The sequence below is a fragment of the Chryseobacterium lacus genome, assembly GCF_003336205.1.
GTDB lineage: Bacteria > Bacteroidota > Bacteroidia > Flavobacteriales > Weeksellaceae > Chryseobacterium_A > Chryseobacterium_A lacus.
In genome coordinates this window covers 150,817-176,161 of record NZ_QPIE01000004.1, presented here as the reverse complement: position 1 = coordinate 176,161, position 25,345 = coordinate 150,817, and the positions used below count along the sequence as shown (strand labels likewise).

At 38.0% G+C, this 25,345-nt stretch carries 29 protein-coding genes; 14 read left to right on the top strand and 15 right to left on the bottom strand.

Annotated elements, in window-relative coordinates:
• The first annotated feature begins 8 nt into the window (after positions 1 to 8).
• Genes DQ356_RS06300 through DQ356_RS06290 form a run of 3 tightly spaced genes read left to right on the top strand, consistent with a single transcriptional unit; the run spans position 9 to position 2,076 of the window.
• On the top strand, positions 9 to 1,358 hold the full coding sequence (locus tag DQ356_RS06300; RefSeq protein WP_114303626.1) for a hypothetical protein: 1,350 nt from the start codon (positions 9 to 11) through the stop codon (positions 1,356 to 1,358).
• Positions 1,359 to 1,396: 38 nt separating this feature from the next.
• On the top strand, positions 1,397 to 1,639 hold the full coding sequence (locus DQ356_RS06295; RefSeq protein WP_114303625.1) for a hypothetical protein: 243 nt from the start codon (positions 1,397 to 1,399) through the stop codon (positions 1,637 to 1,639).
• A 5-nt stretch (positions 1,640 to 1,644) separates the two neighbouring features.
• A complete protein-coding gene (locus DQ356_RS06290) occupies positions 1,645 to 2,076 on the top strand; it encodes a hypothetical protein (protein ID WP_126723242.1) in 432 nt (143 codons plus the stop codon).
• A gap of 67 nt (positions 2,077 to 2,143) precedes the next feature.
• On the opposite strand, the gene DQ356_RS06285 is transcribed toward DQ356_RS06290, so the two are convergent.
• Positions 2,144 to 3,949, bottom strand: a complete 1,806-nt coding sequence (locus tag DQ356_RS06285; RefSeq protein WP_114303623.1) for a TonB-dependent receptor — start codon at positions 3,947 to 3,949, stop codon at positions 2,144 to 2,146.
• A gap of 210 nt (positions 3,950 to 4,159) precedes the next feature.
• On the opposite strand from DQ356_RS06285, the gene uvrA reads away from it, so the two are divergent.
• Entirely contained in the window at positions 4,160 to 6,949 is a 2,790-nt protein-coding gene (gene uvrA / locus DQ356_RS06280; RefSeq protein WP_114303787.1) for an excinuclease ABC subunit UvrA, read from the top strand.
• A gap of 195 nt (positions 6,950 to 7,144) precedes the next feature.
• On the opposite strand, the gene DQ356_RS06275 is transcribed toward uvrA, so the two are convergent.
• The 7 genes from DQ356_RS06275 to DQ356_RS06240 form a co-directional block, all read right to left on the bottom strand.
• Complete coding sequence (locus DQ356_RS06275) at positions 7,145 to 7,366, bottom strand: hypothetical protein (protein ID WP_228420665.1); 222 nt, start codon at positions 7,364 to 7,366, stop codon at positions 7,145 to 7,147.
• A gap of 165 nt (positions 7,367 to 7,531) precedes the next feature.
• Entirely contained in the window at positions 7,532 to 8,383 is an 852-nt protein-coding gene (locus DQ356_RS06265; RefSeq protein WP_147267614.1) for a hypothetical protein, read from the bottom strand.
• 150 nt (positions 8,384 to 8,533) lie between these two features.
• Positions 8,534 to 8,683, bottom strand: a complete 150-nt coding sequence (locus tag DQ356_RS11220; RefSeq protein ID WP_166413069.1) for a hypothetical protein — start codon at positions 8,681 to 8,683, stop codon at positions 8,534 to 8,536.
• Between the two features lie 16 nt (positions 8,684 to 8,699).
• Positions 8,700 to 9,647, bottom strand: a complete 948-nt coding sequence (locus DQ356_RS06255) for a hypothetical protein (protein WP_114303619.1) — start codon at positions 9,645 to 9,647, stop codon at positions 8,700 to 8,702.
• 174 nt (positions 9,648 to 9,821) lie between these two features.
• A complete protein-coding gene (locus tag DQ356_RS06250) occupies positions 9,822 to 10,289 on the bottom strand; it encodes a hypothetical protein (RefSeq protein WP_126723241.1) in 468 nt (155 codons plus the stop codon).
• A 236-nt stretch (positions 10,290 to 10,525) separates the two neighbouring features.
• Positions 10,526 to 11,539 (bottom strand): hypothetical protein, encoded by a 1,014-nt coding sequence (locus DQ356_RS06245; RefSeq protein WP_114303617.1) that lies wholly within the window; start codon positions 11,537 to 11,539, stop codon positions 10,526 to 10,528.
• Positions 11,540 to 11,690: 151 nt separating this feature from the next.
• Positions 11,691 to 11,948 (bottom strand): hypothetical protein, encoded by a 258-nt coding sequence (locus DQ356_RS06240; protein WP_126723240.1) that lies wholly within the window; start codon positions 11,946 to 11,948, stop codon positions 11,691 to 11,693.
• A gap of 129 nt (positions 11,949 to 12,077) precedes the next feature.
• Here DQ356_RS06240 and DQ356_RS06235 point away from each other — a divergent pair, with 129 nt between their 5' ends.
• Positions 12,078 to 12,392, top strand: a complete 315-nt coding sequence (locus DQ356_RS06235; RefSeq protein ID WP_114303615.1) for a helix-turn-helix domain-containing protein — start codon at positions 12,078 to 12,080, stop codon at positions 12,390 to 12,392.
• Positions 12,393 to 12,727: 335 nt separating this feature from the next.
• Here DQ356_RS06235 and DQ356_RS06230 read toward each other — a convergent pair whose 3' ends face one another.
• Positions 12,728 to 13,792 carry a hypothetical protein gene (locus DQ356_RS06230; protein WP_114303614.1) on the bottom strand — a complete coding sequence of 355 codons (1,065 nt, stop codon included), beginning with the start codon at positions 13,790 to 13,792 and terminating at the stop codon, positions 12,728 to 12,730.
• A gap of 30 nt (positions 13,793 to 13,822) precedes the next feature.
• Positions 13,823 to 14,059: a hypothetical protein gene (locus tag DQ356_RS06225; RefSeq protein WP_114303613.1), complete on the bottom strand. Its 237-nt coding sequence runs from the start codon at positions 14,057 to 14,059 to the stop codon at positions 13,823 to 13,825.
• Positions 14,060 to 14,276: 217 nt separating this feature from the next.
• Between DQ356_RS06225 and DQ356_RS06220 the strand changes: the two genes are divergently transcribed.
• The 8 genes from DQ356_RS06220 to DQ356_RS06185 all read left to right on the top strand — a co-directional run bounded on the left by DQ356_RS06220 (position 14,277) and on the right by DQ356_RS06185 (position 19,977).
• Positions 14,277 to 14,582 (top strand): transcriptional regulator, encoded by a 306-nt coding sequence (locus DQ356_RS06220; RefSeq protein WP_228420663.1) that lies wholly within the window; start codon positions 14,277 to 14,279, stop codon positions 14,580 to 14,582.
• A gap of 256 nt (positions 14,583 to 14,838) precedes the next feature.
• A complete protein-coding gene (locus DQ356_RS06215; RefSeq protein ID WP_114303612.1) occupies positions 14,839 to 15,507 on the top strand; it encodes a MarR family winged helix-turn-helix transcriptional regulator in 669 nt (222 codons plus the stop codon).
• Positions 15,504 to 16,994, top strand: a complete 1,491-nt coding sequence (locus tag DQ356_RS06210) for a phytoene desaturase family protein (protein WP_114303611.1) — start codon at positions 15,504 to 15,506, stop codon at positions 16,992 to 16,994. The genes DQ356_RS06215 and DQ356_RS06210 overlap by 4 nt, the downstream gene beginning before the upstream one ends.
• Positions 16,978 to 17,814, top strand: a complete 837-nt coding sequence (locus tag DQ356_RS06205; RefSeq protein WP_114303610.1) for a phytoene/squalene synthase family protein — start codon at positions 16,978 to 16,980, stop codon at positions 17,812 to 17,814. The genes DQ356_RS06210 and DQ356_RS06205 overlap by 17 nt, the downstream gene beginning before the upstream one ends.
• Positions 17,811 to 18,281 carry a hypothetical protein gene (locus DQ356_RS06200; RefSeq protein WP_228420661.1) on the top strand — a complete coding sequence of 157 codons (471 nt, stop codon included), beginning with the start codon at positions 17,811 to 17,813 and terminating at the stop codon, positions 18,279 to 18,281. The genes DQ356_RS06205 and DQ356_RS06200 overlap by 4 nt, the downstream gene beginning before the upstream one ends.
• A 1-nt stretch (position 18,282) precedes the next feature.
• A complete protein-coding gene (locus DQ356_RS06195) occupies positions 18,283 to 18,744 on the top strand; it encodes a sterol desaturase family protein (protein ID WP_114303608.1) in 462 nt (153 codons plus the stop codon).
• Positions 18,741 to 19,505, top strand: coding sequence for a lycopene cyclase domain-containing protein (locus DQ356_RS06190; protein WP_228420659.1), 765 nt, complete (start codon positions 18,741 to 18,743; stop codon positions 19,503 to 19,505). Before DQ356_RS06195 ends, DQ356_RS06190 begins: the two co-directional genes overlap by 4 nt.
• Complete coding sequence (locus tag DQ356_RS06185; protein ID WP_114303607.1) at positions 19,432 to 19,977, top strand: lipocalin family protein; 546 nt, start codon at positions 19,432 to 19,434, stop codon at positions 19,975 to 19,977. The genes DQ356_RS06190 and DQ356_RS06185 overlap by 74 nt, the downstream gene beginning before the upstream one ends.
• Before the next feature lie 15 nt (positions 19,978 to 19,992).
• On the opposite strand, the gene DQ356_RS06180 is transcribed toward DQ356_RS06185, so the two are convergent.
• From DQ356_RS06180 to dnaA, 3 genes are all read right to left on the bottom strand, one after another.
• A complete protein-coding gene (locus tag DQ356_RS06180) occupies positions 19,993 to 20,691 on the bottom strand; it encodes an SAM-dependent methyltransferase (protein WP_114303606.1) in 699 nt (232 codons plus the stop codon).
• 16 nt (positions 20,692 to 20,707) lie between these two features.
• The gene (locus DQ356_RS06175) at positions 20,708 to 21,172 is read right to left on the bottom strand and encodes a low molecular weight protein-tyrosine-phosphatase (protein WP_114303605.1); all 465 of its coding nucleotides are present in this window, start codon (positions 21,170 to 21,172) and stop codon (positions 20,708 to 20,710) included.
• A gap of 82 nt (positions 21,173 to 21,254) precedes the next feature.
• Complete coding sequence (gene dnaA / locus DQ356_RS06170) at positions 21,255 to 22,712, bottom strand: chromosomal replication initiator protein DnaA (protein ID WP_114303604.1); 1,458 nt, start codon at positions 22,710 to 22,712, stop codon at positions 21,255 to 21,257.
• A gap of 136 nt (positions 22,713 to 22,848) precedes the next feature.
• Between dnaA and DQ356_RS06165 the strand changes: the two genes are divergently transcribed.
• Entirely contained in the window at positions 22,849 to 23,262 is a 414-nt protein-coding gene (locus DQ356_RS06165) for an acyl-CoA thioesterase (RefSeq protein ID WP_114303603.1), read from the top strand.
• Between the two features lie 16 nt (positions 23,263 to 23,278).
• Here DQ356_RS06165 and DQ356_RS06160 read toward each other — a convergent pair whose 3' ends face one another.
• Both DQ356_RS06160 and DQ356_RS06155 read right to left on the bottom strand, forming a co-directional pair.
• Positions 23,279 to 23,854, bottom strand: coding sequence for a Crp/Fnr family transcriptional regulator (locus DQ356_RS06160; RefSeq protein ID WP_114303602.1), 576 nt, complete (start codon positions 23,852 to 23,854; stop codon positions 23,279 to 23,281).
• 63 nt (positions 23,855 to 23,917) lie between these two features.
• Positions 23,918 to 25,324, bottom strand: coding sequence for an efflux transporter outer membrane subunit (locus DQ356_RS06155; protein WP_228420658.1), 1,407 nt, complete (start codon positions 25,322 to 25,324; stop codon positions 23,918 to 23,920).
• Between the last annotated feature and the right edge of the window lie 21 nt (positions 25,325 to 25,345).

Here is a 25,345-nt window from a genome sequence, read left to right as displayed (position 1 = left end):
CTTCTGAGATGAACGGTCTTTCCGGGCTGAACAATAACAAAAAGTTGCAACGCGACCACTGGATCATTATTTCAGTGGTTGCGCTCACTATTGTCATGATTGTTCTCCGGATTTTCCTGAACGAAAAAGGTAGAATTTCTCCGGATTCTATACGATTTATGCGTTTTGCGAACGTGCTGCCCGTTATTGATAATACCACCACGCCGCTCGGTTATCCGCTGATTTTAAAATTCTTTTCCTATTTCACCTTCAGTGAGTTTTGGAGCAGCAAAATTGTAGGCATTTTATCCTATCTTTCTATGGTCTATTTTGCCTGGAAGAAGAATTTTTACTTCCGTGAAGTGGTTCTGACAGGCGGATTGTTCAGTTTTGTGTCCATTTTCGCAGCTACATTGAGCGAATCTTTCACCCTGCTTTTTGTTTTTCTTTTGCTGTATGTTTCGCAGGGCGTTATTCATCAGAAGTATAATTTCAGGAAAGGAACGCTTTTGTTAACTCTGGCATTACTCGCCATTTTCAATGTCCGCTACAGCGGCTTATTCATCATGGGAGCGAGTTTTCTTTTCGGAGTTCTGAGTGTGAAAAAGAGTTATGGCAAACAATTTATCATCAGCTCACTCATAGGTTTTATATTTATAGTTTTGTACAAATTTCTGTTCATTGATACGTTTAATGAAACCTATCTGGATGGTGCTTTGGAAATTGCCCACTATCCTACTTCTAAACTGATTCCTGAATTTTTTGCAGGTGTCGCCACTTCTTTTAATCCTTTTATTCACATGACGGATCCGGGTGGAAGTATCCTGAATATCGGCATTTATGGAATCGGTGCTTTCACAGTGCTGGTTCTGATTTATTTTATGATAAAGAAAAGGGGGACAAAACACGAAATGTTTTTCATCATCACCGGTGTTTCCGGAATTCTCTGTTCCTTTTTTATACAGTATTTTTATGTGGTTGATCCGATTAATTACCGGTTAATATCCATGTTTACTTTGCCTTTGTGGCTGTTCTTTTTCTCTAAAATAAAGCCAATTTTAGGAATGAAAACTTATCTGATCACCTTTTTAAGTATGGGAGTCGGTGTTGCTTTTATGTGGATGGCACGAGGAAATTATCTTGAAAACCGGGCTGAAGCGGCACGCTATCTGAAAGCGGAAAATCTGGAAGAAACTCCTTTGCTTTTCTATGCAGAAAATTATGAAGACGGAGAAGCCATTGATCTGGCAGAACTTTTTTCTACTGTACAATCCAATCTTACCCTTACTTTCAAGAAAGAGGATACGCTGCAGCGGAATACGTTAACAAAGCACAAAGTTTTGCAAAAGATTACTCTGGACGAAAACAAATACAGATAAATTATTTATATTTGAAAAAGTTTACAAAACCCAATAAAATGAAATTACCAAAGTTTTTATTAGCAGACAATTCTGAAATGCCAGAGGATCTTTTTGTGGTGCATACAGAATATCCAAGATTCATCCTGAATGTGGAGGAAGAAGAGGTAGAATGGCTGGATGACCTGGATGGAGATGATGAAGAAACCATCGCCAACGAAGCTACCGAAGTGGTAGGAATGGCTCTTAACTGGTGTGACGAAGAACTTGCCAAATACGACGAAGAAGACGAGGAAGACTAATACATATGAAACGTATTGCACTTTCCTGTCTGTTGCTTTTTGCGCTTTCCTGTAAAACGGAAACAGAAGATGACGGCCCGGTGGTAAAATGTGACCAGACGACCCTGATTGATCAGTCTGGCTATCCTTCTGCTCCCATTGGAAATGCAACCGTTTCCCAAGCTGTAGTTTCCGGAAACTGCCTGAAAATTTCCTACAGCAGCAGCGGCTGTGATGGCAGTTCGTGGCAAGTACAATTGATGACGGATGGCACTGTGGATCTTTCTACAATTCCTGCAACCAGAAAATTAAAATTGGTTCTGCTAAGTCAGGAAACCTGTACTGCCGTCATCAATAAAGAGAAGAGTTTCGATATTTCAAATCTTCAGGTCAGTGGTGCGCAATCAGTCGCGCTGAATATAGAAAATAACGGACAGGTTGTGGTGTACCAGTATTAAACACTTAAAAAAACTAAGCCGGAATCCAAAAATTCCGGCTTTTTTATGCTTTAATAGCAACATCGGATTATTGTTTTATAGTGTAGTTTACTCCAACATGAAACCACCTTCCCGGCATTGGAACGCCGAAAGCCTCTGTGTACTGCGTATTGGTGAGGTTATTAATCAGCACAAAAACATTCAGATTCCGGAATTGATAACTCAGTTTTTCATCCAAAAGATGGTAACTGTATCCGTTGGCCCTTTCCTGATAACGATACACCAGCTGATTGCTGAAATTTTTTAGAAAACGGTTCTCCATTTTGGCTGTGAACTGATGTTTCAGATGATCCATCGCATATCTGGAAAACTCCGTTTGTGTTTTCATCTCAATATCCAGAAAAGTATACCCCGCAGAAATCGCACTTAGAAAACCGTCAAAACGCTGCTCAACTTCCGCTTCGATTCCTTTTGTAGACATTTTCCCAATATTCTCGGCCTGCCATTTTTCGGCAGATTCATTTTTCACCCAATCGATACTGTTGTTTGTTTCACGGCCGAAAAAACTGGTTTTCAGTTGCGTTTTATTTTTCAGAAAACGATAGCCGGCCTCATACGAAATGGCATTTTCAGGTTTCAGATTGGGATTTCCGGCTTCTGTTCCGCTGACGTAAAACAAATCCGTAAAAGTAGGGATACGGTGCACTTTGGCAATATTTCCAAAGATTTTATGCTGGTCATTCAGCTCAAAACCGACATCCATTCCCGGGTAGAAAAAATCTCCCGTGTTGGAGAAATGTGCCCAGGAAATTCCGGGTGAAATATGTAATCTGTCGTTGATGAAAGAAAAATGATGTTCGGCAAAAAGCTGTGTTAGGAACCGCTCTCTTTGTCCAAGGTTATTGCTCGCCAGAAATTCTTTTCGCAGTTCAATGCCTATTCCAGTAGTTCCCAACGCAGATTTATAATTTCCGTTGATTTCCCCGCCAACGTTGTTTCCGATATGCATATTGCGGTAAATCTCCGGCTTTTCTCTGTTGAAAAGATATAGGTCTTGCCCGCGACGCCAATACACATTGGAATTTACACTGAATTCTCCGAATTTTTGGCGGTGCATCAGACTGACAACAGAAGCCTGCATTTCCTCATATTGTTCCGTGGCTTGTGGTGAAGCATAAAATCCGTTGGCTCCAAATTTCTTCTCAGAAAATCCTGCCTGAAACTGAAGCGTTCCGTTCCCGAGCTGGTATTGATTCTGATAAAAAGCACTGTTGATTTTGTAATCAGTATTGTGTCTGTAGCCTTCAGATTGTCCGGAATTTACCTGAAATAAATGCGAAAAAACTTCTGTCCCGAACTGCGAACTCAATCCCATTTGTACAGTAGAATAATCACCGCCCTGCGCTGAAATTTTCACATTATTGTTGGATGAAGTTTTGGTGATAATGTTGATCACTCCGGCATAAGCATTGTTCCCAAAACGCCTTGCTGCAGGGCCTTTTATAATTTCGATCCGTTCAATACTGTTCAGATCTACAGGAATATTCAGGGAGTTGTGGCCGGTTTGCGAATCGTTCATCCGAATTCCGTTGATGAGAATCATCGTTTGCTCGAAAGATCCGCCCCGAATTGAAATATCGCTCTGAACGCCGTTGGAACCTCTTCTGCGAATATCCAAACCCACCGTTTGTTGCAGGAGTTCATCAATGCTCGTCGCCGGCGACTGCTGTATATCTGCCTTCGTGATGAGCACCACATTTTCATTTATTTTTTTATACGGCAGATTCATCATCTTGCCATAGATTTCCACTTCTTCAATCCGGGCTTCCTGCTGCTGTCCGTTCATTTTGGAAACAAGCATCAACAGCCCTGCCATTACAATACATTTTTTCATTTATTCCGTATTAATTCAATATCATCCTGCTTCCAGACAGATCTCTTTCGTTGCCTGTGCACTATTTTTCCGCGCAAATATATTAACACTTTACCAATTTAAAAGCTATACAGTAAATAATATTATGAGAAACTTCAGAGAAATTTATTACTGAAACCTTGTCCCGATTCTTTGCTGCATTTTCCGTAATTTTGCACCATGATGATTCCCATGATCAACGAAGATAAAATCGATATAAAAAAAGAAATCTATATTAAGAATGCGCATCTTAACAATCTGAAAAACATAGATGTTATCATTCCAAAAAATAAACTGATCGTCATCACCGGCGTTTCAGGAAGCGGCAAATCGTCTTTGGCTTTTGATACTCTTTATGCAGAAGGTCAGCGCCGGTATGTGGAAAGCCTGAGTTCTTATGCCCGTCAGTTTCTTGGGAAATTGGAGAAACCAAAAGTGGACGATATCAAAGGACTTGCACCTTCTATTGCGATTCAGCAAAAGGTAATTTCTTCCAATCCTCGGTCTACGGTAGGAACTTCCACAGAAGTTTATGATTATCTGAAACTGCTTTTTGCCCGCATCGGACGCACCTATTCGCCAGTTTCGGGTGATGAAGTGAAAAAGGATCATGTGACGGATGTTATTGATTATATTAAAAACCAAAGACAGGAAACCCTTTTCGCGCTTCGGGCACCTTTGGCATTTGAAAAAGAAAAATTCAATGAAACCCTGAATACACTGAAAGTTTCCGGATTTACCCGTTTGGATATTAACGGCAATACGGTAGAAATTGAAGATCTGGAGAGTTTTGGATTTGTCCCGGAAGAAAATATGGAAATCCATCTGGTGATCGATCGTTTCCAATATGAAGAAGATGAAAGTTTCCTGCAGCGTCTGGCCGATTCTATTCAGATTGCTTTCTACGAAGGCCATGGCTATTGTTCAGTGAAAAGTACCGAAACAAATACGGTAAAGGAATTTTCAAACAAATTTGAGTTGGACGGCATTGAATTTTCTGAACCGAATGTCCATTTTTTCAGTTTTAATAATCCTTACGGCGCCTGTCCGGAATGTGAAGGTTACGGAAAAGTCATCGGTATAGACGAAGATCTCGTGGTTCCCAACAAGAATTTATCGCTTTTTGAGGATGCCGTAGCCTGCTGGAAAGGAGAAAGCATGAGCGAATGGAAAAATGCTTTTATTAAAAGAACCGGAAAAGATTTCCCCGTTCACAAGCCTTATTTCCAATTGACCAAAGACCAGAAAAACCTGCTTTGGAAAGGAGATGGGAGCCGGAGTTTCCCTTCTATTTCTTCGTTTTTCAAAATGGTAGAAGAAAATCTGTATAAAATTCAGTACCGGGTAATGCTGTCGCGGTTTCGCGGAAAAACGACCTGTCCTACGTGTGAAGGGTTACGATTACGGCCCGAAACTGAATGGGTAAAAATCAGTGGACACACCATACAATCGATGATTGAACTTCCGCTTGATGAACTTTTACCCACCATAGAGTCTCTGAAACTGTCTGAGTATGAAACCCATGTCGCCAAACGACTGCTGTACGAAATCTCTACCCGTCTTTCGTTTCTCCTGAAAGTAGGTTTGGGTTATCTGACGCTCAACAGAACTTCCAACACACTTTCCGGCGGCGAAAGCCAGCGGATTAATCTGGCTACGAGTTTGGGCAGTTCGCTGGTTGGTTCTATTTATGTTCTGGATGAACCTTCTATTGGCCTCCATTCACGCGATACCGAAAACCTGATTACCGTTCTGAAAAATCTGCGGGATTTGGGAAATACCGTTATTGTTGTAGAACATGACGAGGATGTGATGCGTGCTGCCGATTATATTATTGATATCGGTCCCGAAGCCGGATATTTGGGTGGAGAACTGATGTTTGCGGGAAATTTTGAAGAACTTAAAAATGCGGATACCCTTACTTCCCACTACCTTACGGGAACATTGGAAATAAAAGTTCCTGAAAAACGAAAAACGCCAAAAGAATTTGTTAAAGTTCGCGGAGCCCGACAGAATAATCTTAAAAATATAGATGTGGATATTCCTTTGGAATGCCTTACGGTGATCACCGGAGTTTCAGGCAGCGGAAAATCAACGCTGATGAAAGAAATTATTTCCAACGACCTGCAGATCCAATTGGGAAAAGGAGGCAAAAAAGGAGATTACGATTCGGTGGAATTTAATAAAAAAACCATTCAGAATATTGAGATGATTGACCAAAATCCAATTGGAAAATCGTCACGTTCCAATCCGGTGACTTATCTGAAAGCGTATGACGATATCCGGGATCTTTTTGCCAAACAAAAACTGGCGAAAATGATGGGTTACAAATCCAAACATTTCTCCTTCAATGTGGATGGTGGAAGGTGCGAAGACTGTAAGGGCGAAGGCGTCATCAGCGTTTCCATGCAATTTATGGCAGATATTGAATTGGAATGTGAAACCTGCAAAGGAACCCGTTTCAAAAGTGAAATTCTGGAAGTAAAATATGATGATAAAAATATCTCCGATATTCTCCAAATGACCGTGGATGAAGCGCTTATTTTCTTCCATGATAACGGCGAAAATAAAATCGTTACCAAGCTGCAGCCGCTTCAAGATGTGGGGCTGGGTTATCTGCAACTGGGACAAAGCTCTTCTACCCTTTCCGGAGGAGAAGCACAGCGGATCAAACTCGCCTCATTTCTGGTGAAAGGGGCGACTACCGAGAAATCGCTTTTTATTTTTGATGAACCTTCTACAGGACTTCATTTTCATGACATCAACAAATTACTGAAATCTTTTCAGGCACTCGTTAATCTGGGACATTCACTAATGGTGATTGAGCACCATCCGGATATTATTAAATTCGCAGATTATCTTATTGATATTGGCCCCGATGCCGGAAAACATGGCGGAGAAATTGTGTTTGCCGGAACTCCTGAAGATTTAATAGATATTAAAGCATCGCATACAGCACGTTATCTGGCAGAGAAATTGTAACCATCTACATAGTTCTAATTATAGCCATGGTACACGATTACGTAGAAAAAGCTCAGGAAGCGGTTTATGACACTTGCGGTTGGCGTGGTAAAGCATGATCAGAAGAATCCGAATTTTGTATTTTTTCTTTTAAATGCAGATGTGCGGCTTTTACTTTTATTTGTTGTTATAAGCAGTTAAGATTTAAAGGTTTGTTTAGATTTGATAACCTAATAATTTTCTTATTTGATAGAAGAAACGTTCAATCAGCCTCAAATCCTGAGTAACAATATCGGCATTGCCTTTAACTTCTTTATCAAATGGAAGAGTCTTGTTATAAGATGTTTTTAAACCTTTTGGGAGAACAATATCGACATAGTAATTTCCCTCATCATCAGGTGTTAAAGAAATATGCGCCACCTCCCCTTCCACAATCATTGGATTTTGAACATATGGTCTCTCAGGAAATGTGCATCTTTTTCATCATCGAATGAATGATTTTCTTGAGTGTTTTCCGAAATAAAAAAATCTTTATTTTTTAAAGAAAACTCACTTTTCTTTATCGATTCATCAATAGTACACAAACCAATTTTCTTTCGGTTTTCATTGAGCTGCTTTATTAAAAGAATGTAGTTCTTCTGTGCGTTTTTCAGGATAAAATCCATAAGTAACATAACAGCAATCGCGAATTGAGATCCCCTTCTCCGTTTGATCCCATATTGAAAGATTACTACCGTTGCTATAGACAAATCCATTAATAGCAAAATGTTTTGAAAAAAACTGATTTCTTCCATTATTTAAGTCTAATAAAAATGAAGCACTTTCTGGTGAAATCTTGCCTTGGTTTAATGCTTCGTTTAATTGTTTCGAAAAATTAATCACCTGCGGACTAAAAATATTATTAGCAAGTTGATGCAAAATGATCACATAAAATCTCTGAGAAAACCCCGCATGAGCAGATCCGAAACCAATATCATATTCGTTCGGAAAACCCTTTTCTGCTATGAGGCTTGCTAAATTACTGGATACAATACTGTCAGTAGTGGTTAGCTCTGTACGAACCTTGGCGTAATCACCTTTTGATAACCTCCTGTATTTCTGATCTAAAACATAAAGCGAGTCTAATTCTTTCTTTAGTTTATAATCGAGATTTATCTGGCAACGCTGCTTTTTGTTTTTAAAACGGATGGGAAAATGATTTTCCAGAAAATTTTTTTGGAAACTGAATTGCAAACATTTTAGCTTACTGTAATTCTTATATGCATGAGGATAATTTTTTATTTTTAAAAAAACTAACATGCTATTATAAAGATCTTTTCCGTGCGGTTGAGGATTATTCTCAAAAGCTTCCCTGTACAAATGCGAAGCCTCTTTCATATTTTGGTTAGTGATAGATATTTCAGCTCTGTTAATTATCTCATAATACTTAATTAAATCAGGATTAGTAATTTCCACGACTTGTGAAAATCCGAAATAACTATGCAGTATAACTAAACATAAAAACAATTTTTTCATAAAAAAAATAGAGGCATGTTAGCTTCTCTCTAACTAAAATTATGGTTCCATCATATAGGTACAACCTAAACGTTGCCATCCCAGATATCACTAGTAGGTTACAAATGTATTTACTCCTTGTGTTGGCCAGTTATACTCCACATAACTTCCTCCACCGGTAGTGTTTCGATTACCACCAACAATTTTTAATTGTTCTTCATTTTTAAGCTGAAATTCAGCTAATTTTTCAAGATTTTCCACAGTAAAAAAAATTAAATTAAGGGTTAGTATTATTTTTATAGAAATCATATTTCATTCTGGCAAATTGTAAACTGGGTAGCCCATATTTCTTTCTCCGGATATTAAACGTATCTAAAGGAACATCAAATTTTATTGTTTTTAATCCATTCGTTTCTCTATCTATTTTTCCAAAATAGTCCTGATGATAATAAAGAAGATATTTTGAGGTAATCATATTTTCGATGTCAAAAGGATTAGCTTTTCCTTCTTTAAGTTTTTCTATCAATAAATTTTTGAGTCCTGCATAATTATCAATTCTTGATAAATGGAAATACATAATCCCAAGCATTATTCTATCTTCTTCTAATCTTCCAACGGTTTTTATATCAGGATATCCATATTGGGTAATAAGCTGTATTAGTCGCTTTGCATTGTACTCATCCACAGAAGGTTCGATGAGTTTTCCACGGCTCAACTGATCTTGGGTAAACATTTCTTTAAGTTCTTTTCTGTATTCCCAATTAATCTGGGCATTAAAAATGCTGTCCAATTGTTTTATATCATTTTTAGAAAAACCGTTAATGATATAGACATTCATTAAATCACTGTCTTGTATAATCCATTTATAAGGATATCCTCTTTCTGCAATAAGATTGGTTAAGTGTGACTTATAATTAATGTTCTTTTTTGTTGATGCTGCATATTTCACATAGTAAACCAATTCTTTTGTAACGGAATAGTTAAGCGGTTCATAAATCGTGAATAAACTATCTAATTTTTTAAAGGCTTCTTCATTTTCACCTATCATTCTTAGACTGTCTGCCTTGTACAATTCTAAATAATAAGGAATATAGTTTATTTCATGTTTTGTTCCAGCATTAGTTTGGTTAGTTTTGCAACTGACAAAATAAAAAATAAACAAAACATAATAAAAATTACTTAATTTTCTATTGATAATAAATGGTTTTGTTTTTTTTAATTCCATTGATACAAACTTTAATCAAATATTTATAAACTAAAAGAAATAAACTCCTAATTTAAAGGAATTAATTTCTATACAAAAAAAATATAACATGGAAACTGGCAGTAAACTAAGAATTTTAAGAGAAAAAGCTAGATTTTCGCAATAACATAAGGAATGTATTTTTATCACTGGTTTTCATATTCCGTACGTCGGTGTTTCCTGAAAAATCAAAAGTAGCAATAGCCCAAATTTTCTCTTCAAAGAAAAAAACTCTAATTTCATATTCTTTGTGAATTTTTCCTGCAACAGCGTTGGGATAATTCTCTGTTCTTTTTCTAAAATCTCTTCCATTAGAATATCTCTTGTATAATTAAGATACAAAGCATCATCAACAAAAACGGGTTGCATTTCTGAAATAGCTTTCGTAATATACCTTCTGTCTGAACTTTCAATACATTCTAAATCTTTCGGAGAAGAAAAAATTTGACTTCCTGATATTTTAAAACCGAGTTGTTTTGTAAAATGAAGAACTTTCAATTTATTTACTTCTTTCACACGAAAGTTTCCGTAAATCTTGGCACCTGATTTTTCTAATAAATAGCTAATGAAATCTGCTATTGATTTGTACTCGGAAAAGAAGAACTTCTCCATATTTTCATCCAAATCCCACAAAAAATTTTAGAACGTTATATTTCCGTTTCTGTAGAAAACAGAGGTAATATCTTTAAGACTAAACTTATTCTCGTTTATAGAAATAAAATGTGAAGATGTATTAAAATCAAAATGTATCCCTGTTATGGACTGGCTGCTGTTGATTCGAATAAACTTTTTATTTTGCAAAGCCAACCAATTGCAGATAGTATCTGTCACCGTGTCGTTGTCTAAACTGATTAAGAGGATCATGGGATTTTGATAAGTGGTGCCTTTTGCATTTTTATTTGTTCTTCAGTAAAAACAAAAGACATTTCTATCATTTTTTGAGGAAATATATAATCATTATTATTCAAACTGAATACACTGAATTTGACGGTTTCCTCCAAGGAAGAAAGCCCTAATTTTTTTCTGTTGTTATTTACTTTATTTATCGTCTTTTCAAACTCCGTATCCCGGGTTTCCGATTTATAATAATTATGAATATAACAACAGTCCTTTTTCGAAGTTTGGTTAAAAATCTGATCTCTTATGGATTCGCCAGTGCCATTATCTGTAAGAAAACCAAAAACAGTAAAATGTCTAAGCCAGAAATCACTGGTTCCATTATTCAAATCAATTAAGAAAGATGCATGTTCCGGAAGTATTTTCCCATTATTGAGTGCTTCGATGAGCTTTTGAGAAAAATTAACTTTTTGCGTACTCACATGATTCATAGCCATTTGATGCCAAATAATAAGATAGAAATTTTGCATCAGTGAACTGTTTATTGAACTTAAACCAATATCATATTCACTGGGAAATCCCTTTTGTTCGATTAATTTTAACAATGTAGTGGAAGTAATACTATCACTTTCTGTAATTTCTTTCTTTTTATTCATAAGATTTCCTTCCGCTAATTTTCGATAATATTGATCTAATTCAAACAATGAATCTAGCTGTTTCTTATAAGTAATATCCAGATTGTTCTTACATTTTTCTTTTCTCTTACCATACTTTTTAGGAAAATTATTCTTCACAAAATTCGCAGTAAAAGGATATTGCAAACATTTCAAAGCTGAGTATTTATCGTATGCATATTCAAATATTCCGAGTTTTTTTGCATTCAGCATGCTGTTATACAAGTCTTTTGCAAATGGTCTTTGGTTAATCGAAAAAGATTTTTTATAGAAAGAATGAGCAATATGGGGCTGATTTTCTAAGATAGCATTTTCTGCCAGACGGATATTGTCAAAATATATCAACAACTCTTGATTCTTCACTTCATAGTTCTGAGAGTGGCAAAATGTGCTTAGAAAAATAAAGATTATTAAAAAGAATTTCATAAACTAAATATAAAAAATGAGAGACTACCAAGTTTTCCTTAATTAAACTATTATATAATAATTTTCCTACGACAGTCTCTCACTATATTTATGGTAAAATTGTTACAGAAGGCTCTTGACATAGAACCGTTTCATTCAGACCAAGAATACCTCCAGGACCACTATAATCTGCTGTAAATGCCATTACAGTAGTCCAACCCGGAGATGGCCAGTCGCATACGGTACGAGTACCTGCACCAGTATCAGGTCCGCCGACACCTATATCTAGTGTCCTAGATCCACCTCTGGTCATTTTCAATTTCTCATTCTCAAGTTTAAAGTTCTCCAACTTTTCTAATGTTTTCACAAAATAATTTTTAATGATTTTGTGTCATTATTGACAATTCAAAACTAAAAAGGCTTCTTTAAACCAAAGGTAAATAAAAGTTTCTTTTTTTGGTAACTTTTGTTTTTTTAACTTTTTACAAAATATACTATGACACTCGGTACCAAACTTCGTAATCTGCGAACAGATAAAGGTATCTCTATGGAAGAGTTTGCTACACAGATAGATATTTCAAAAACCGCTGTCGTAAAATGGGAAGCAGACAAAGCCAAACCAAGTTTGGATAACATTATCAAAATATGCAATTTTTACCGTATCGACATCTATGAACTCTTAGAAAATGTTTCTAATGTGGTTATTTCTCATAACAAATTCAGAAAAGGAAATTATGTGGCACATACTAACAATGTTACCGTAAACAACTATACTCCTACCGAAATTATTCAGTCTATTTTAGAAACTTGAAAAAGTATTTCCGAATTACTTGAAAAGCAAAATGGTTTTATGGATAAATTCATCAAATCATAAGACGGCACCTCTTCCACCAATGTTTTGAAATCCACCTGCACTCCCATTGTACGAAAACCCAAATTTTCTGCTGCATCGCTTAAGCCCAAAAGAGAACTTCCTTCCCTTCTGTAAAAACGGGTTGCATTTATGAAATAGCTTTCGTAATATACCCCCTGCCTGAACTTTCAATACATTCTAAATCTTTCTGGGAAGAAAAAATTTATTTTCACAACTGAGATAGTTGCAAATAGCATCCGTTACGGAATCGTTGGCTAAACTTATCAATAAAATCATTGGATTTTAATTAAGCCCATATTTTGTATATAATCAGTAATATCTTTATCGGTCGCAAAGCTACTGATGCTGACCGAAGCATCCGGAAAAACAAATGCTTTATTTTTTCTTCTGAAAAGACTTTTTTCCAGCATATTTTCCAAATTACTCAAGCCAATTTTTTTTCGATTCTGGTTTTTCTCTATAATGATTTTTCTAATTCTCTCATTCTGATTTTCGGGATATATTGCTTTACTGATATAATAATCAACTTTATTCAATGCCCTTATCGAATCTGTCATAGTTCCGTTGTTTTTAACAATTCCTTGCACTGAAAACAAACGTAATTCATAATTTGTAGTTCCATTATTAAGGTCTATCAGATACGCAGCATTAGCAGGGGTTATTTTTCCGTCGTTTAAAGCCTTCACCAAAAGGTTAGAAAAATTGACAATTTGTGGACTATAAATATTGGTTGCTAACTGATGATGAATAATAAAATAGAAGTTTTGCATGAAATCTTTATTGGCAGAAGTGAGTCCAATATCATACTCGTTAGGAAAGCCCTTTTTAGAAATTAATTGCATCAATTTTACCGCTACAATACTGTCCGTTTGGGTGAGTTCATTTCTGTACTGTGCATAATTGCCCTTAGATAGTTTTCTATATTTCTGATCTATAACATACAGCTTGTCTAACTCGGATCTATAATTCTCATCTATAACATTCCTGCATTTAGTTTGTTTGGTAGATGCATGCATGTTTTTGGCAAAATCATCCTCAAATTGGTAATGAAGGCATTGTAACGAGCGGAATTTTCCAGATGCAAATTTCTGCTTGTTCAATTTTAATGCGACAAGCATACTATTATACAAATCAATTGCCGGTGGCTGTTTATTTTTCTTAAATGCTAATTTATAATGGACAAAGGCAGAATCCCAGCTTTTTTTAGTAATATAGTTTTCTGCTTTATTTACAAGATCATAATAATGAAGTAACGGTTTATTCTGCAATGTATAATCCTGACAATGGTATGCTTTGCCAAGAAAGCATACCATAATAAACAAAATCCTTTTCATCATAAATAAAATGAGAAGATTATGATCAGTGTATTAAGGTTGAATATCACACAGTCGATCAGTGATTTTTTTATTAAAATAAATCATCCCAATCCCTTCCACATAATCATCTCCAGTATAAATATATATTGAAAGCTGACCTGTGAGGTCTGGTTGACATACCTCACCTGCTCCTGTGCTATTTCCTGCACCTTGAACATTTTTCATTGAAAGTCGATTTAGCAACTTTTCTTCCAAAATTGAATTTTGAATTTTTTCTAATGTTTTCATAAAATAATTTTTAATGATTTTGTGTCATTATTGACATATCAAATGTAAAAAGAGGAATTATATCAAAAGTAATAAATTCATTGTATTTTTTTGCAAGTTTTCGTATGCAATTGTACAAATATGTACATATGTCTAAAATCATAATCTAATGGTTAAAGAAAAACTCCGCCAGATCCGTATCAAAAAAGGCATGTCACAGAAATAGTTAGCAGCTGCATTGCCCACAGATGTTTCAAATTATTGCCGCAAAGAGTCGGGTGATGTGCGTATCACTAAGCAAGAATGGGAAAAAGTTGCTCAAGTTCTTGAGGTTTCTTTTGATGAAATATTTGAGGAGGACACTCCCGCTATATCTATAAATTATGAAAATTCTACCATTGCGGAAAACTCAGGAAATTTCAGTACCTATCACAATATTCCAGAATCTATAATCAAAAATTTAGAGGATTTTATAAAACATTTGAAAGAAGAAAATCAGCAACTTCGGACTGAAATCAGGCTATTACAGGAAAAGAAGGAATAGCATGGGGTTGGTCCCTGATCAAACACCGAAGCCTGCTCAGAAACCTGATTTAATAAAACTGTAAATTTACCAGTCCAAGACACCCATTACGAATCATCACCCCCTTAAGGTGAGGATTTTTTTGTTTTAAAACCAGTGTACTTGTGGTTTATTACAACATATTTAGTATTATATTATACTTAATATTTATAAAAAGAATGATACTTGGCATCAAAAATGTATATTTGCAGTGAATTAGTATATTGTTAAACCATTAATGAGTTACGAGTTATTAAAAAGTGTTATTGATCTTGTTCAAAAATTTGAAGAAGAAAATGCACAATCTTTAAAGTATCAAAATGATGTCAAAGGATTTCAGGAGTGGATTACGGACCGGGAAACCAATAAGCCGGAACCGCAATGGGAAGGGAAAGAATTGGGCAGAAGTGCGGAAAGTGTGATCAACACGCTCATTGTCCACATGAACCGGTATGCAAAAAGTTATTCAAAATCTGTGATTCACGATTCGGAATTTTCCACACAGGAAGATTTCATTTATCTGATCAACCTGAAAGCTTTCGGAGCGATGTCGAAAATGGAACTTATTAAAAAAAATATCCACGAAAAGCCTGCAGGTATGCAGATCATTAACCGGCTGATTGCAAACGGCTGGGTAACGCAAACGACATCTGAAAAAGACAAAAGGAGCAAAGTCATCAGCATGACAACCGCTGGTGAAAAAATACTGCAAGAGCATATGGATAAAATCCGAAAGGCCACGAAAATTGTCACAGGAAACCTGAAGGATACGGAAAAAATGGAACTGATCCGGCTGTTAACTGCGCTGAATGATTTTCATCTTCCGTTGTATCAAAAAAATATTCCGCCGGAATTACTTCTGGAAGAAGCTATAAAAACCTCAGAAAAGAAAGAAGAAAAAGAATGAAAATAGCCATTATTGGAGCCGGATTTTCCGGGCTTTCCGCCGCTGCTTATCTCGCCAAAGCTGGACATGAAGTTCATGTTTTAGAAAAACACCACCAACCGGGAGGCCGCGCACGACAGTTTACTACCGAAGAAGGTTTTGTATTCGATATGGGTCCCAGCTGGTACTGGATGCCTGATATTATCGAAAATTTTTTCCGTGATTTCGGGCGTACGACTTCCGATTTTTTTGAACTCATTCCTTTGGATCCGCAGTTTGAAATGGTATTTTCAGACGGAATTACAGCCATTCCCGCAGATGATGAGGAAATGAAAAAGCTATTTGAAGAAATGGAACCCGGTGCCGGTGAAAAACTGGACGCTTTCATGAAAGCTGCACAGTTCAAATACGAAGAAGGAATGGGGAAATTCGTGATCCTTCCCTGCCACAGCTGGCTGGAATTTGCTACTCCGCAGATTGCGCAAAATGCATTGAAGCTCGATCTCTTAACCAATTTCCGGTCGTATGTAAAGAAATATTTCAAGCATCCCAAGCTGAGAGCACTCATGGAGTTTCCAGTCATTTTCCTCGGTGCTTCGCCGGAAAAAATACCCGCCTTATACAGCCTGATGAACTACGGAGGCTATGCTCTCGGCACTCATTATCCGCAAGGCGGTTTTTATAAACTGGTGGGAGCTATGGAAAGCATTGCTTCAGAAGCAGGAGCTCAGTTTCATTATAACGCCTGTGCAGAGAAAATTAAAAGTGAAGAGAAGCGAGTGAAATCCATCACCGTCAATGGTGAGGAACTTGAATTTGATGCGGTAATTGGCGCTTCAGATTATCATCATACCGAAAGTTTGCTCGAAGATACTCATGCCAAAAACTATCCCGAATCGTACTGGAAAAAAAAGACTTTTGCTCCTTCGTGTCTTATTTATTATCTTGGTTTCAATGAGAAAATTCCGAATTTAAAACACCACACCCTGTTTTTCGAACATGATCTCGATGTCCATATTGATGCTATTTATAAGGATAAAAAATGGCCAGAAGAGCCGCTCTTTTATGCCTGCTGTCCTTCCAAAACGGATCCTTCCACCGCTCCGGGAGAGAAAGAGAACCTTTTCTTATTGATGCCTTTAGCCACAGGAATTGAAGATCACGAATCCTACCGTGAAGAATATCTGAGCAGGATGCTTCGCCGTGTTGAAAAACTCACCGGTGTGAAGGATTTACACACCAAAATCGAATATAAAAGAAGCTACTGTGTTTCGGATTTCATTCAGGATTATAACGCCTATGGCGGTAATGCCTACGGACTTGCCAATACGCTCTCTCAAACTGCGGTACTGAAACCCAAGCTCCGGAACAAAAAATTGAAAAACCTGTTTTATGCAGGACAGCTCACCGTTCCCGGCCCCGGCGTTCCTCCGGCGATTATTTCAGGGAAAATTGTGGCCACAGAAGTTAATAAATTACAAAAAAAACAATATGAAAAAACTATTTGACGAACTCTCGACCGAAGTGAGCAAGAAGACCACGCGAAAGTACAGCACCAGTTTTTCGCTTGGAATTCTCGCCCTGAAACCGTCTATCCGGAATGCGATTTATGCCATCTACGGCTATGTAAGGTTGGCGGATGAAATTGTAGACAGTTTTCACGGATACGATAAAAAAACGTTACTGGAACGGTTAAAAAAAGAAACCGAAACTGCGTTACAGGAAGGCATATCTCTGAATCCGATTCTCCATTCGTTTCAGGACAGCGTGAAAAAATATACGATTGATGAATCACTGATCTGGCATTTCCTCCACAGTATGGAAATGGATCTGGAACCTCTGCAATACACTTCTAAAGAATATGAGCGATACATTTACGGTTCTGCAGAAGTAGTCGGGTTGATGTGTCTTCAGGTGTTCACAGAAGGGCGGAAACACCAGTATGAAGAGCTGAAACCTTATGCACAAAAACTGGGATCGGCTTTTCAGAAAGTCAATTTCCTTCGGGATCTGAAAGATGATTATCATGTATTGGGACGAACGTATTTTCCGAATATTGAACTCAGCATTTTCGACGGGCAAACAAAAGATGAAATTGAAAAAGAAATTGCAAGTGAGTTTAAAGAAGCGCTTTCCGGAATCCGAAGACTGCCTTCTTCTTCCCGATTCGGGGTTTATCTTGCATACAAATATTATCTGGAACTGTTCAGAAAAATAAAGAACAAGACGCCTGAAAAAATCATGGAGGAACGCATCAGAATTCCCAATTATCACAAACTTTCACTTACGCTGAAAAGTTATATCCGATACAAAACCACCATGTTATGATGAACTTTGCCACGCTTTGGATTTGCTTTGCTTTATTGGGTTTTCAGTCATCGACAATGGAAACGGATCTTCCACAACTGCGTAAAAATTATACGAAAGTGGTGGAAGACAAAAAACTTTGTGACCGGCTCATTCAAACGCTGGAAAAACAAAACAACAGTGCGACACAAGTGGCGTATCTGGGAGCTTTGCAAACCATCTGGGCGAAACACACTCCCAATCCTGTTTCTAAACTCTCCACTTTCAGGCGTGGAAAAAACAATCTGGAAAAGGCTGTAAAAAGCGAACCAAATAATATAGAAATCCGCTTTCTGCGCCATTCGGTACAGAAAAATATTCCTAAATTTCTGGGGTATTCGGAGCATATAGAAGAAGACAGACGCTTCCTTCAAAAAAATAAACACCAGGTACCGGATCCCGATCTGAAAAATCTTATAGAAGAAACTTTACTTTTAAAAAATACATAAAATGCTGATCAATATCCTCACAGTTATCACCGTATTTATTCTGATGGAAGGCGCTACTTGGCTGATTCACAAATACGTCATGCACGGTTTTTTATGGATGCTTCACCGGGATCACCATGACCACAGCAGCGATGGAGCTTTCGAGCGAAACGATTTATTTTTCGCCATTTTCGCCCTTCCCACGATTGCGCTCATGTATTTCGGATCGCTCAACGGATTTAATACTCTTTTCTATATAGGCCTTGGAATTATGCTGTACGGGATGGCGTATTTCTTCGTTCATGATATTTTTATTCATCAGCGCTTCAAAGCATTGACCCACACCAAAAATCCTTATTTTCTTGCATTGAGAAGGGCACACAAACAACACCACAAACATCTGGGAAAAGAGGATGGAGAATGTTTTGGATTTCTTATCGTTCCGCTGAAATATTTTAAAATGTACCGAAAAGCCAAATCATGATGAAAGAATACACCTATTTACTCGTCCTTTTTTTCACGATCATCATTTGCTTTATCGCTTCTTTCGACCGGCGCATCCGGTTTTACCGATATTTTGGGATTTTCTTACTGGCAGTCACGGTGGTCGCCATTCCGTTTATTCTCTGGGATATTTGGTTTACTGCGCACGGTGTCTGGTGGTTTGATACTCAGTATACTTTGGGAATTACCTTCTGGGGTTTGCCGATGGAAGAATGGCTGTTCTTTTTTCTGATTCCGTTTTCCTGCATTTTCACGTATTACTGTATCGAGAAGTTTTTTGACATCAGCTGGGCCAATATTTTTAACAATTTGATTGTGTTCGTAGCAGTGATTATCTGTTCAGTTATTGCCCTGATTCATTATGATAAAATTTATACGCTGGTGACTGCGGTTGCCACAGTTGCCACGCTTATTTACCTTCATTTTATTTCAAAAAGAGAATGGATCGGAAGTGCTTCGCTGGTTTTCACCATCCTTATGCTGGGCTTTTTTCCGGTGAACGGTGTGCTCACTGGCACAGGTTTGGATTCTCCGATTGTCAACTACAACCCCGGTGATTTTCTTGGAATCCGAATTCTGACAATCCCGGTGGAAGATGCCGTTTATGGCTACACCCAGTTTTTATGGGTACTGTACTTCTTCAAAAAAATTAAAAAATTATACTATAATGAAAAAGATTCCCATATTCCTGATATTAGTGAGCGCACTGATCCTAACGGCATCATGCAGTTCCATTCCTGAAAAAGCCGAACCAGTGACGAATTTCCAGAAAGACCGCTATCTGGGAACTTGGTATGAAATCGCCAGATTTGATTTCAAGCACGAAAGAAATATGAACAACACCATTGCGCAGTACAGCCTTAACGATGATGGAAGCATTCGTGTTCTGAACAGCGGTTACAATTACAAAGAGCAAAAATGGAAACAGGCGGAAGGTAAAGCGAAATTTCGCGGAGACGAAACGGTAGCCGCTTTAAAAGTCAGTTTTTTCGGGCCGTTTTATTCCGGTTATAATGTGATTGCGTTGGATGAAAATTATCAATACGCTTTAGTGGCCGGCAAAGACTTGGATTATCTCTGGATCCTATCCCGCACACCTGCCCTTCCTGAAAACATTAAAAACGATTATCTGAAAAAAGCTCAGGAAGTGGGTTATGACACTTCGCGGTTCGTCTGGGTAGCGCACGATAAGAAGAATCCGAATTTGAAATAGCTTTCAATAGAAATCCTATCTCCCCAAAACGTACACCGCCGGAATTTTATGAAGTTGCGGCGGTTGTTTTTTCCAGTGTTTTATCGTCCGTGTTTTGATGAATTCGCGAGAAGGATGGTTGATATTGGCGGCGATACAAAGCTTCGTGTCCGGAGTAAGGATGTTGCAAAGATCTTCAAAAAGTTGCAGATTCCGGTACGGCGTTTCCATGAAAATTTGTGAAGCTCCGGTTTTCTGCACCTGATTTTCAAGCCAGATAATTTTTGATTTTTTTTCGGATTTATCTATCGGAAGATATCCGTGAAACGCAAATTGCTGTCCGTTGAATCCACTGGAAATTAAAGCAAGAATAATAGAACTTGGCCCATTTATCGGGATGACCTGAACATCATTCTCATGACACCACGCCACCACAGTATTTCCCGGATCCGCAATGCAAGGCAAACCCGCTTCTGACAACAATCCGAAATCCTGGCCTTTTTTTAACAAATCAAAAGCTTCCTGAAGTAACGCAGGATCGGCATGTTTGCCCAAAAGAAAAAACTTAAGATCCGGCTGCTTTTTCTCTGGACAGAAAAACCGGATCACTTTTCTGGCCGTCTTTTCATTTTCCACAAAGAAATAATCCGTTTTCAGGATATATTCACGAATTACAGGTGCGAAATAAGACAAAGGCGTTTCTTCGGAAAGATATGCGGGAAGGAGAAATAACATAGCGTTTTCAGGATAATTACCGATTAGCAAAGGAAGTATGAAGTTTATGTTTCAATTGTTCAGAAGCGTGATTTAGCATCTGATATACATTCTCAAAATCTTCCATATCTCCCCAATACGGATCGGGAACATTTTCATCTTTTCCCAAACCTGCCGCATCCATAAACAAGGAAATTTTCCGACGCTGGCTGTCGGTTTTTGCCATCTTCGAAACATCCTCATACACCGACTGATCCATGCACAGAATCAAATCGAATTCATCAAAATCCTGATCTGTAACCGGCCGCGAGCGCTGATCCGAAATATTAACATCGTGATTTTTCCCTATTGCAATCGCACGATGATCCGGCAGTTCGCCCTGATGCAAATCAATCGTTCCTGCACTGTCCACTTTAAAGTCCGAGGAAAGTTTCTTCTTCAGTATTCCTTCAGCTAAAGGGCTTCTGCAGATATTTCCCAGACATACCACTAAAATTTTCATACTCATTGGTGTTTATACCGGCTAAAATAAACAAAAATGAAGAATATCGCTATTCTTCACTGTTGTCTGTTTTTCTGTCAGATTAATGTTTCAATTTTTCTGTCAGTTCCTTCACGTATTTTTTTATTTCCTTGTCTATTTTAGACACATCTTTTATGGTTTCGCAGGCGTACATGACGGTAGAATGGTCTTTTCCGCCCATTTCTTCTCCAATTTTGGTGAAGGTTGCATTGGTATATTCCTTAGCGAAATACATGGCCAGCTGTCGCGGCAAAGCAATTTCTCTTTTTCGGGTTTTGGAAAGCAACTGATCGCGCTGAATTCCGAAATATTCGCACACCACTTCCTGAATATAAGGAATGTTGATGACTTTTTTCTTGGTAGAGGCAATTTTGCTGATGGTTTCTTTCAGCAGTTCCAGCGTAAGTTCCGACTTATAAACGGTGGAATAGGCGATCACGGAATTGATGACTCCGATTAAATCTCTTACACTGCTTTTCACTTCGTTGGCCAGAAAATCCAGCATATCTTCGGAAAGTGAAATTCCGTCGCGGCTCAGTTTGTCGATAATAATTTTTCTGCGGGTATCGAAATCAGGTGCTTTTATTTCAGCGGTAAGTCCCCATTTGAATCTGGAAACAATACGCTCCTGAATATCCATGATGTCCACCGGAGCACGGTCGGAGGTCAGAATAATCTGTTTTCCGTTTTGGTGCAGATAATCGAAAATATGGAAAAAGCTGTCCTGTGTTGCAGATTTTCCTGAGAGAAACTGGATATCATCAATAATGAGAACATCCACCATCTGATAAAAATTAGCAAATTCTGTCTGTTTATGCGCCTTGGCAGCGGACACAAATTGCTGGATAAATTTTTCTGAAGAAAGATACAGCACTACTTTGTCCGGAAAACTGCTTTTCACTTCCAGTCCGACGGCGTGACTCAAATGTGTTTTACCAACACCGTAACCGCCATGAAGAAACAATGGATTGAACGCCGTGGAACCTGGTCTTTTAGCGATTGATTTTGCTACAGAAGAAGCGAATTTATTGCTTTCGCCTTCCACATAATTATCAAAAGAAAAATCAGCTTTCAAATTGGAATCGATATTCACTTTGGGAATTCCCGGAACCGTGAAAGGGTTCACGAATTTCTGGGCGGAAAAATGTTGCGGTACTGTTTCCTGTACTTTTGGTGTAGGCACAGTCTGTCCTTTTACATTGACGGTAATCGGTTTTTCTTTTCCGGCAGGTTTGTTTTCCATCACCTGATACCAGAGTTTCACCCCTTTGCCGATGTATTTCTTCAGCGCTGCAGACAGTAAAGACAGATAGTTGTCTTCAATGTATTCCTTATAGAAATCACTTGGCACCATCAGGGTCAGGTTATTATCAACCAAAGAAACAGGCTGCACTTTATCGAACAGCAGATCGAAGGAATTTTCAAGTTTTTTCAGGTTGGAAGTGTTTTCTGCGGCATTGAGATTATCCCTCATAAACTGAAGGCATTTCTCCCAAATCAATACTAATTTTTCATCCATTTTCTAACTTCAATTTATCATCGGGATTATTAATTTTTATCGTGAAAGCAAAGATGATCAATTTAATTATTAAAAAAAAACCATTGCACTCTTGATTATTTAAAAATATATTTGTATGTATAATATTACACTTAAAATGATACACACAACACACTCATTACGAGTACGTTATGCAGAAACTGACCCTATGAAATACGCTTACTATGGCAACTATGCAGCGTACTTGGAGGTAGCCCGTGTTGAGCTTTTCCGCACCATCGGAATGTCTTATGATGACATCGAAAAAAAAGGAATTTGGCTTCCGGTTTCGGAATTTAAAATTAAATATCTGAAGCCTGCGCTGTATGATCAACCTCTGGAAATTCACACCTTTATTCGCCAGATTCCGGGAGTGAGAATTGTATTTGAATATGAAATTTACAACGAAGCGAAAGAGAAGATTACCGAGGCGGAAACAACCCTTTTTTTTCTGGATTCAAAAGATAACAAAATTATTCGGTGTCCGCAATTCCTGATGGAACTCATCATGAAAAACTGGAAAGAAAGTTGAGAACCAAATCTACTTTTTATTTTTTCACCAGTTCTTTTCTCACCCTGCTCAAACTTTCGGGAGTGACGCCCAAATAGGAAGCCACCATCCATTGCGGAACGCGCTGCAAAATATTGGGATACATTTTTATAAAATTCAGGTATCGCTCTTCGGCAGTTTCCGCGAGCAGTGAATTCACGCGGTTTTGGAGATTTCTAATGTGTTTCTGAAGCAAAAGGTCATTATTGGTAACGGTTTCGGGAAATGACTGATTCAGATTCTGGAAAAAATCAGGACTTAGAAAAAGAACTTCGGAGTCTTCAATCGCTTCGATGTAATAATTTGATTTTTCATTAAAATACAGCGAACTTCTGTCGCTCATCAGCCAACTTTCCGGCGCAAACTGAATGATATGTTCTTTTCCGTTTTTGGCAATCGAATACATCCGAAGCAATCCTTTTTCCACAAAATAGGTGTGGCGGCACACTTCGCCCTCTCTAAGCAACAGTTCCCCTTTTTTTATACTGCGGACAGTATAAAATGAGCCGCACAACGCCGTTTCTGAGCGGGGAATTTCCAAAACCTCCGACAGATAATGCTCAATATTTTCCATAAAAAATCAATTGTTCAATAAAGTAACAAAAAGAAACTTATATTCCGAAATTTTTTTACTACTCTACTTCCATCCTCCTCCCAATGCCCTATAAAGTTCTATCCCCGCCTGCATTTTTGCATATCTTGCGTTGGAAATATTCAGTTCGGCATTCAGTTGGTTCACACTTGCATTCAGTACTTCGAGGTAATTTGCCATTCCATAGTTGACGAGTTCCTGTGAAAATCCGACAGATTTTTCGTAAGCGTCCAGTTCCTTAGATTTCAGGCTGATAAAAGCGTCCTGAGATTGATACATTTTAATGGCATCGGAAACTTCCTTTCCGGCATTCAAAAGGCTTTTTCTGAAGTTCAGATACGCCCGTTCCTGATTGGCCAAGCTTACTTCATACTGAGTCCGGATTTGTCTTTTATTGAAAACCGGCTGCAATAATCCTCCCACCACATTGGCAAAAATCGAATTCACGCTAAAAAGCTGATCAATTTCCACGGATTGCAATCCGGAACTTCCGGTAATCCGCAATGACGGGTAGAATTGCGCTTTGGCAGCGTTGGTAAGTTCAAAGGCATTCATCAGTTCAAATTCTGCCATGCGAACATCCGGCCTGTTAGAAAGCAATTGTGCAGGATATCCCAAACTGATGGCTTCCGGAAAATTCTGTTGGTTTACCGAACTACGCGTGATTGCCTGCGAAGGTTCACCCATCAGAAGACTCATGGTATTTTCCAACAATTCTATCTGAACATCCATAGTGATGAGTAGGGCTTCGGCATTATATACCAACGCCTGGCTTTGCTGCACTGCGACTTCGGTCAGGGTTCCGGCATCTTTCAGTGCTTTGGTCGTTTCAAGATTCTTAGTTCTGATTTTTATCGTTTCGTTGATGATTCTTTTCTGTTCATCAAAAGTCAGCAACTGATAATAAGCATTGGCAACAGCCGCCACCAGATCGCTTTTGATGGCCTGATGTCCTGCAACAGATCCGAGATAAGTGGCTAATTGTGCGCGTTCCTGAGCTCCTAATTTTCCCCAAATATCAATTTCCCAATTCAGACTTCCGGTAATATCAAATTGGTGAACATATCTTCTCGCACCAATGATTTGCCCGAATTGTGTGTTCAGCGATTGCGTACTGAAAGTATAATTTGGTCCAACATTTATGGTAGGTAAATAGGCAGCTTTACTTTGTTTCAGGAATGCTTCCGCCGAAACAATATTCTGCAGCGCCATTCTGATATCCAGATTATGATCCAGTGCTTTTGAGATATGATTCTGCAAAACTGGATCTGTAAATATTTCTTTCCAGGAAACGGATCCTAAACTTGTGCTGTCTTGCGGTAATTGATCCGATCTGAACAAGGTTTCCTGCGGAATAATATTGTCCGGTCTTTCGTAAGGTTTCCGGGCTACACAAGAAGTTAAAATTGCCATTGCACCCAGCGTAGCCGCTATTGATGATCTGTTTTTCATATTTTTAATACCCATTAAATG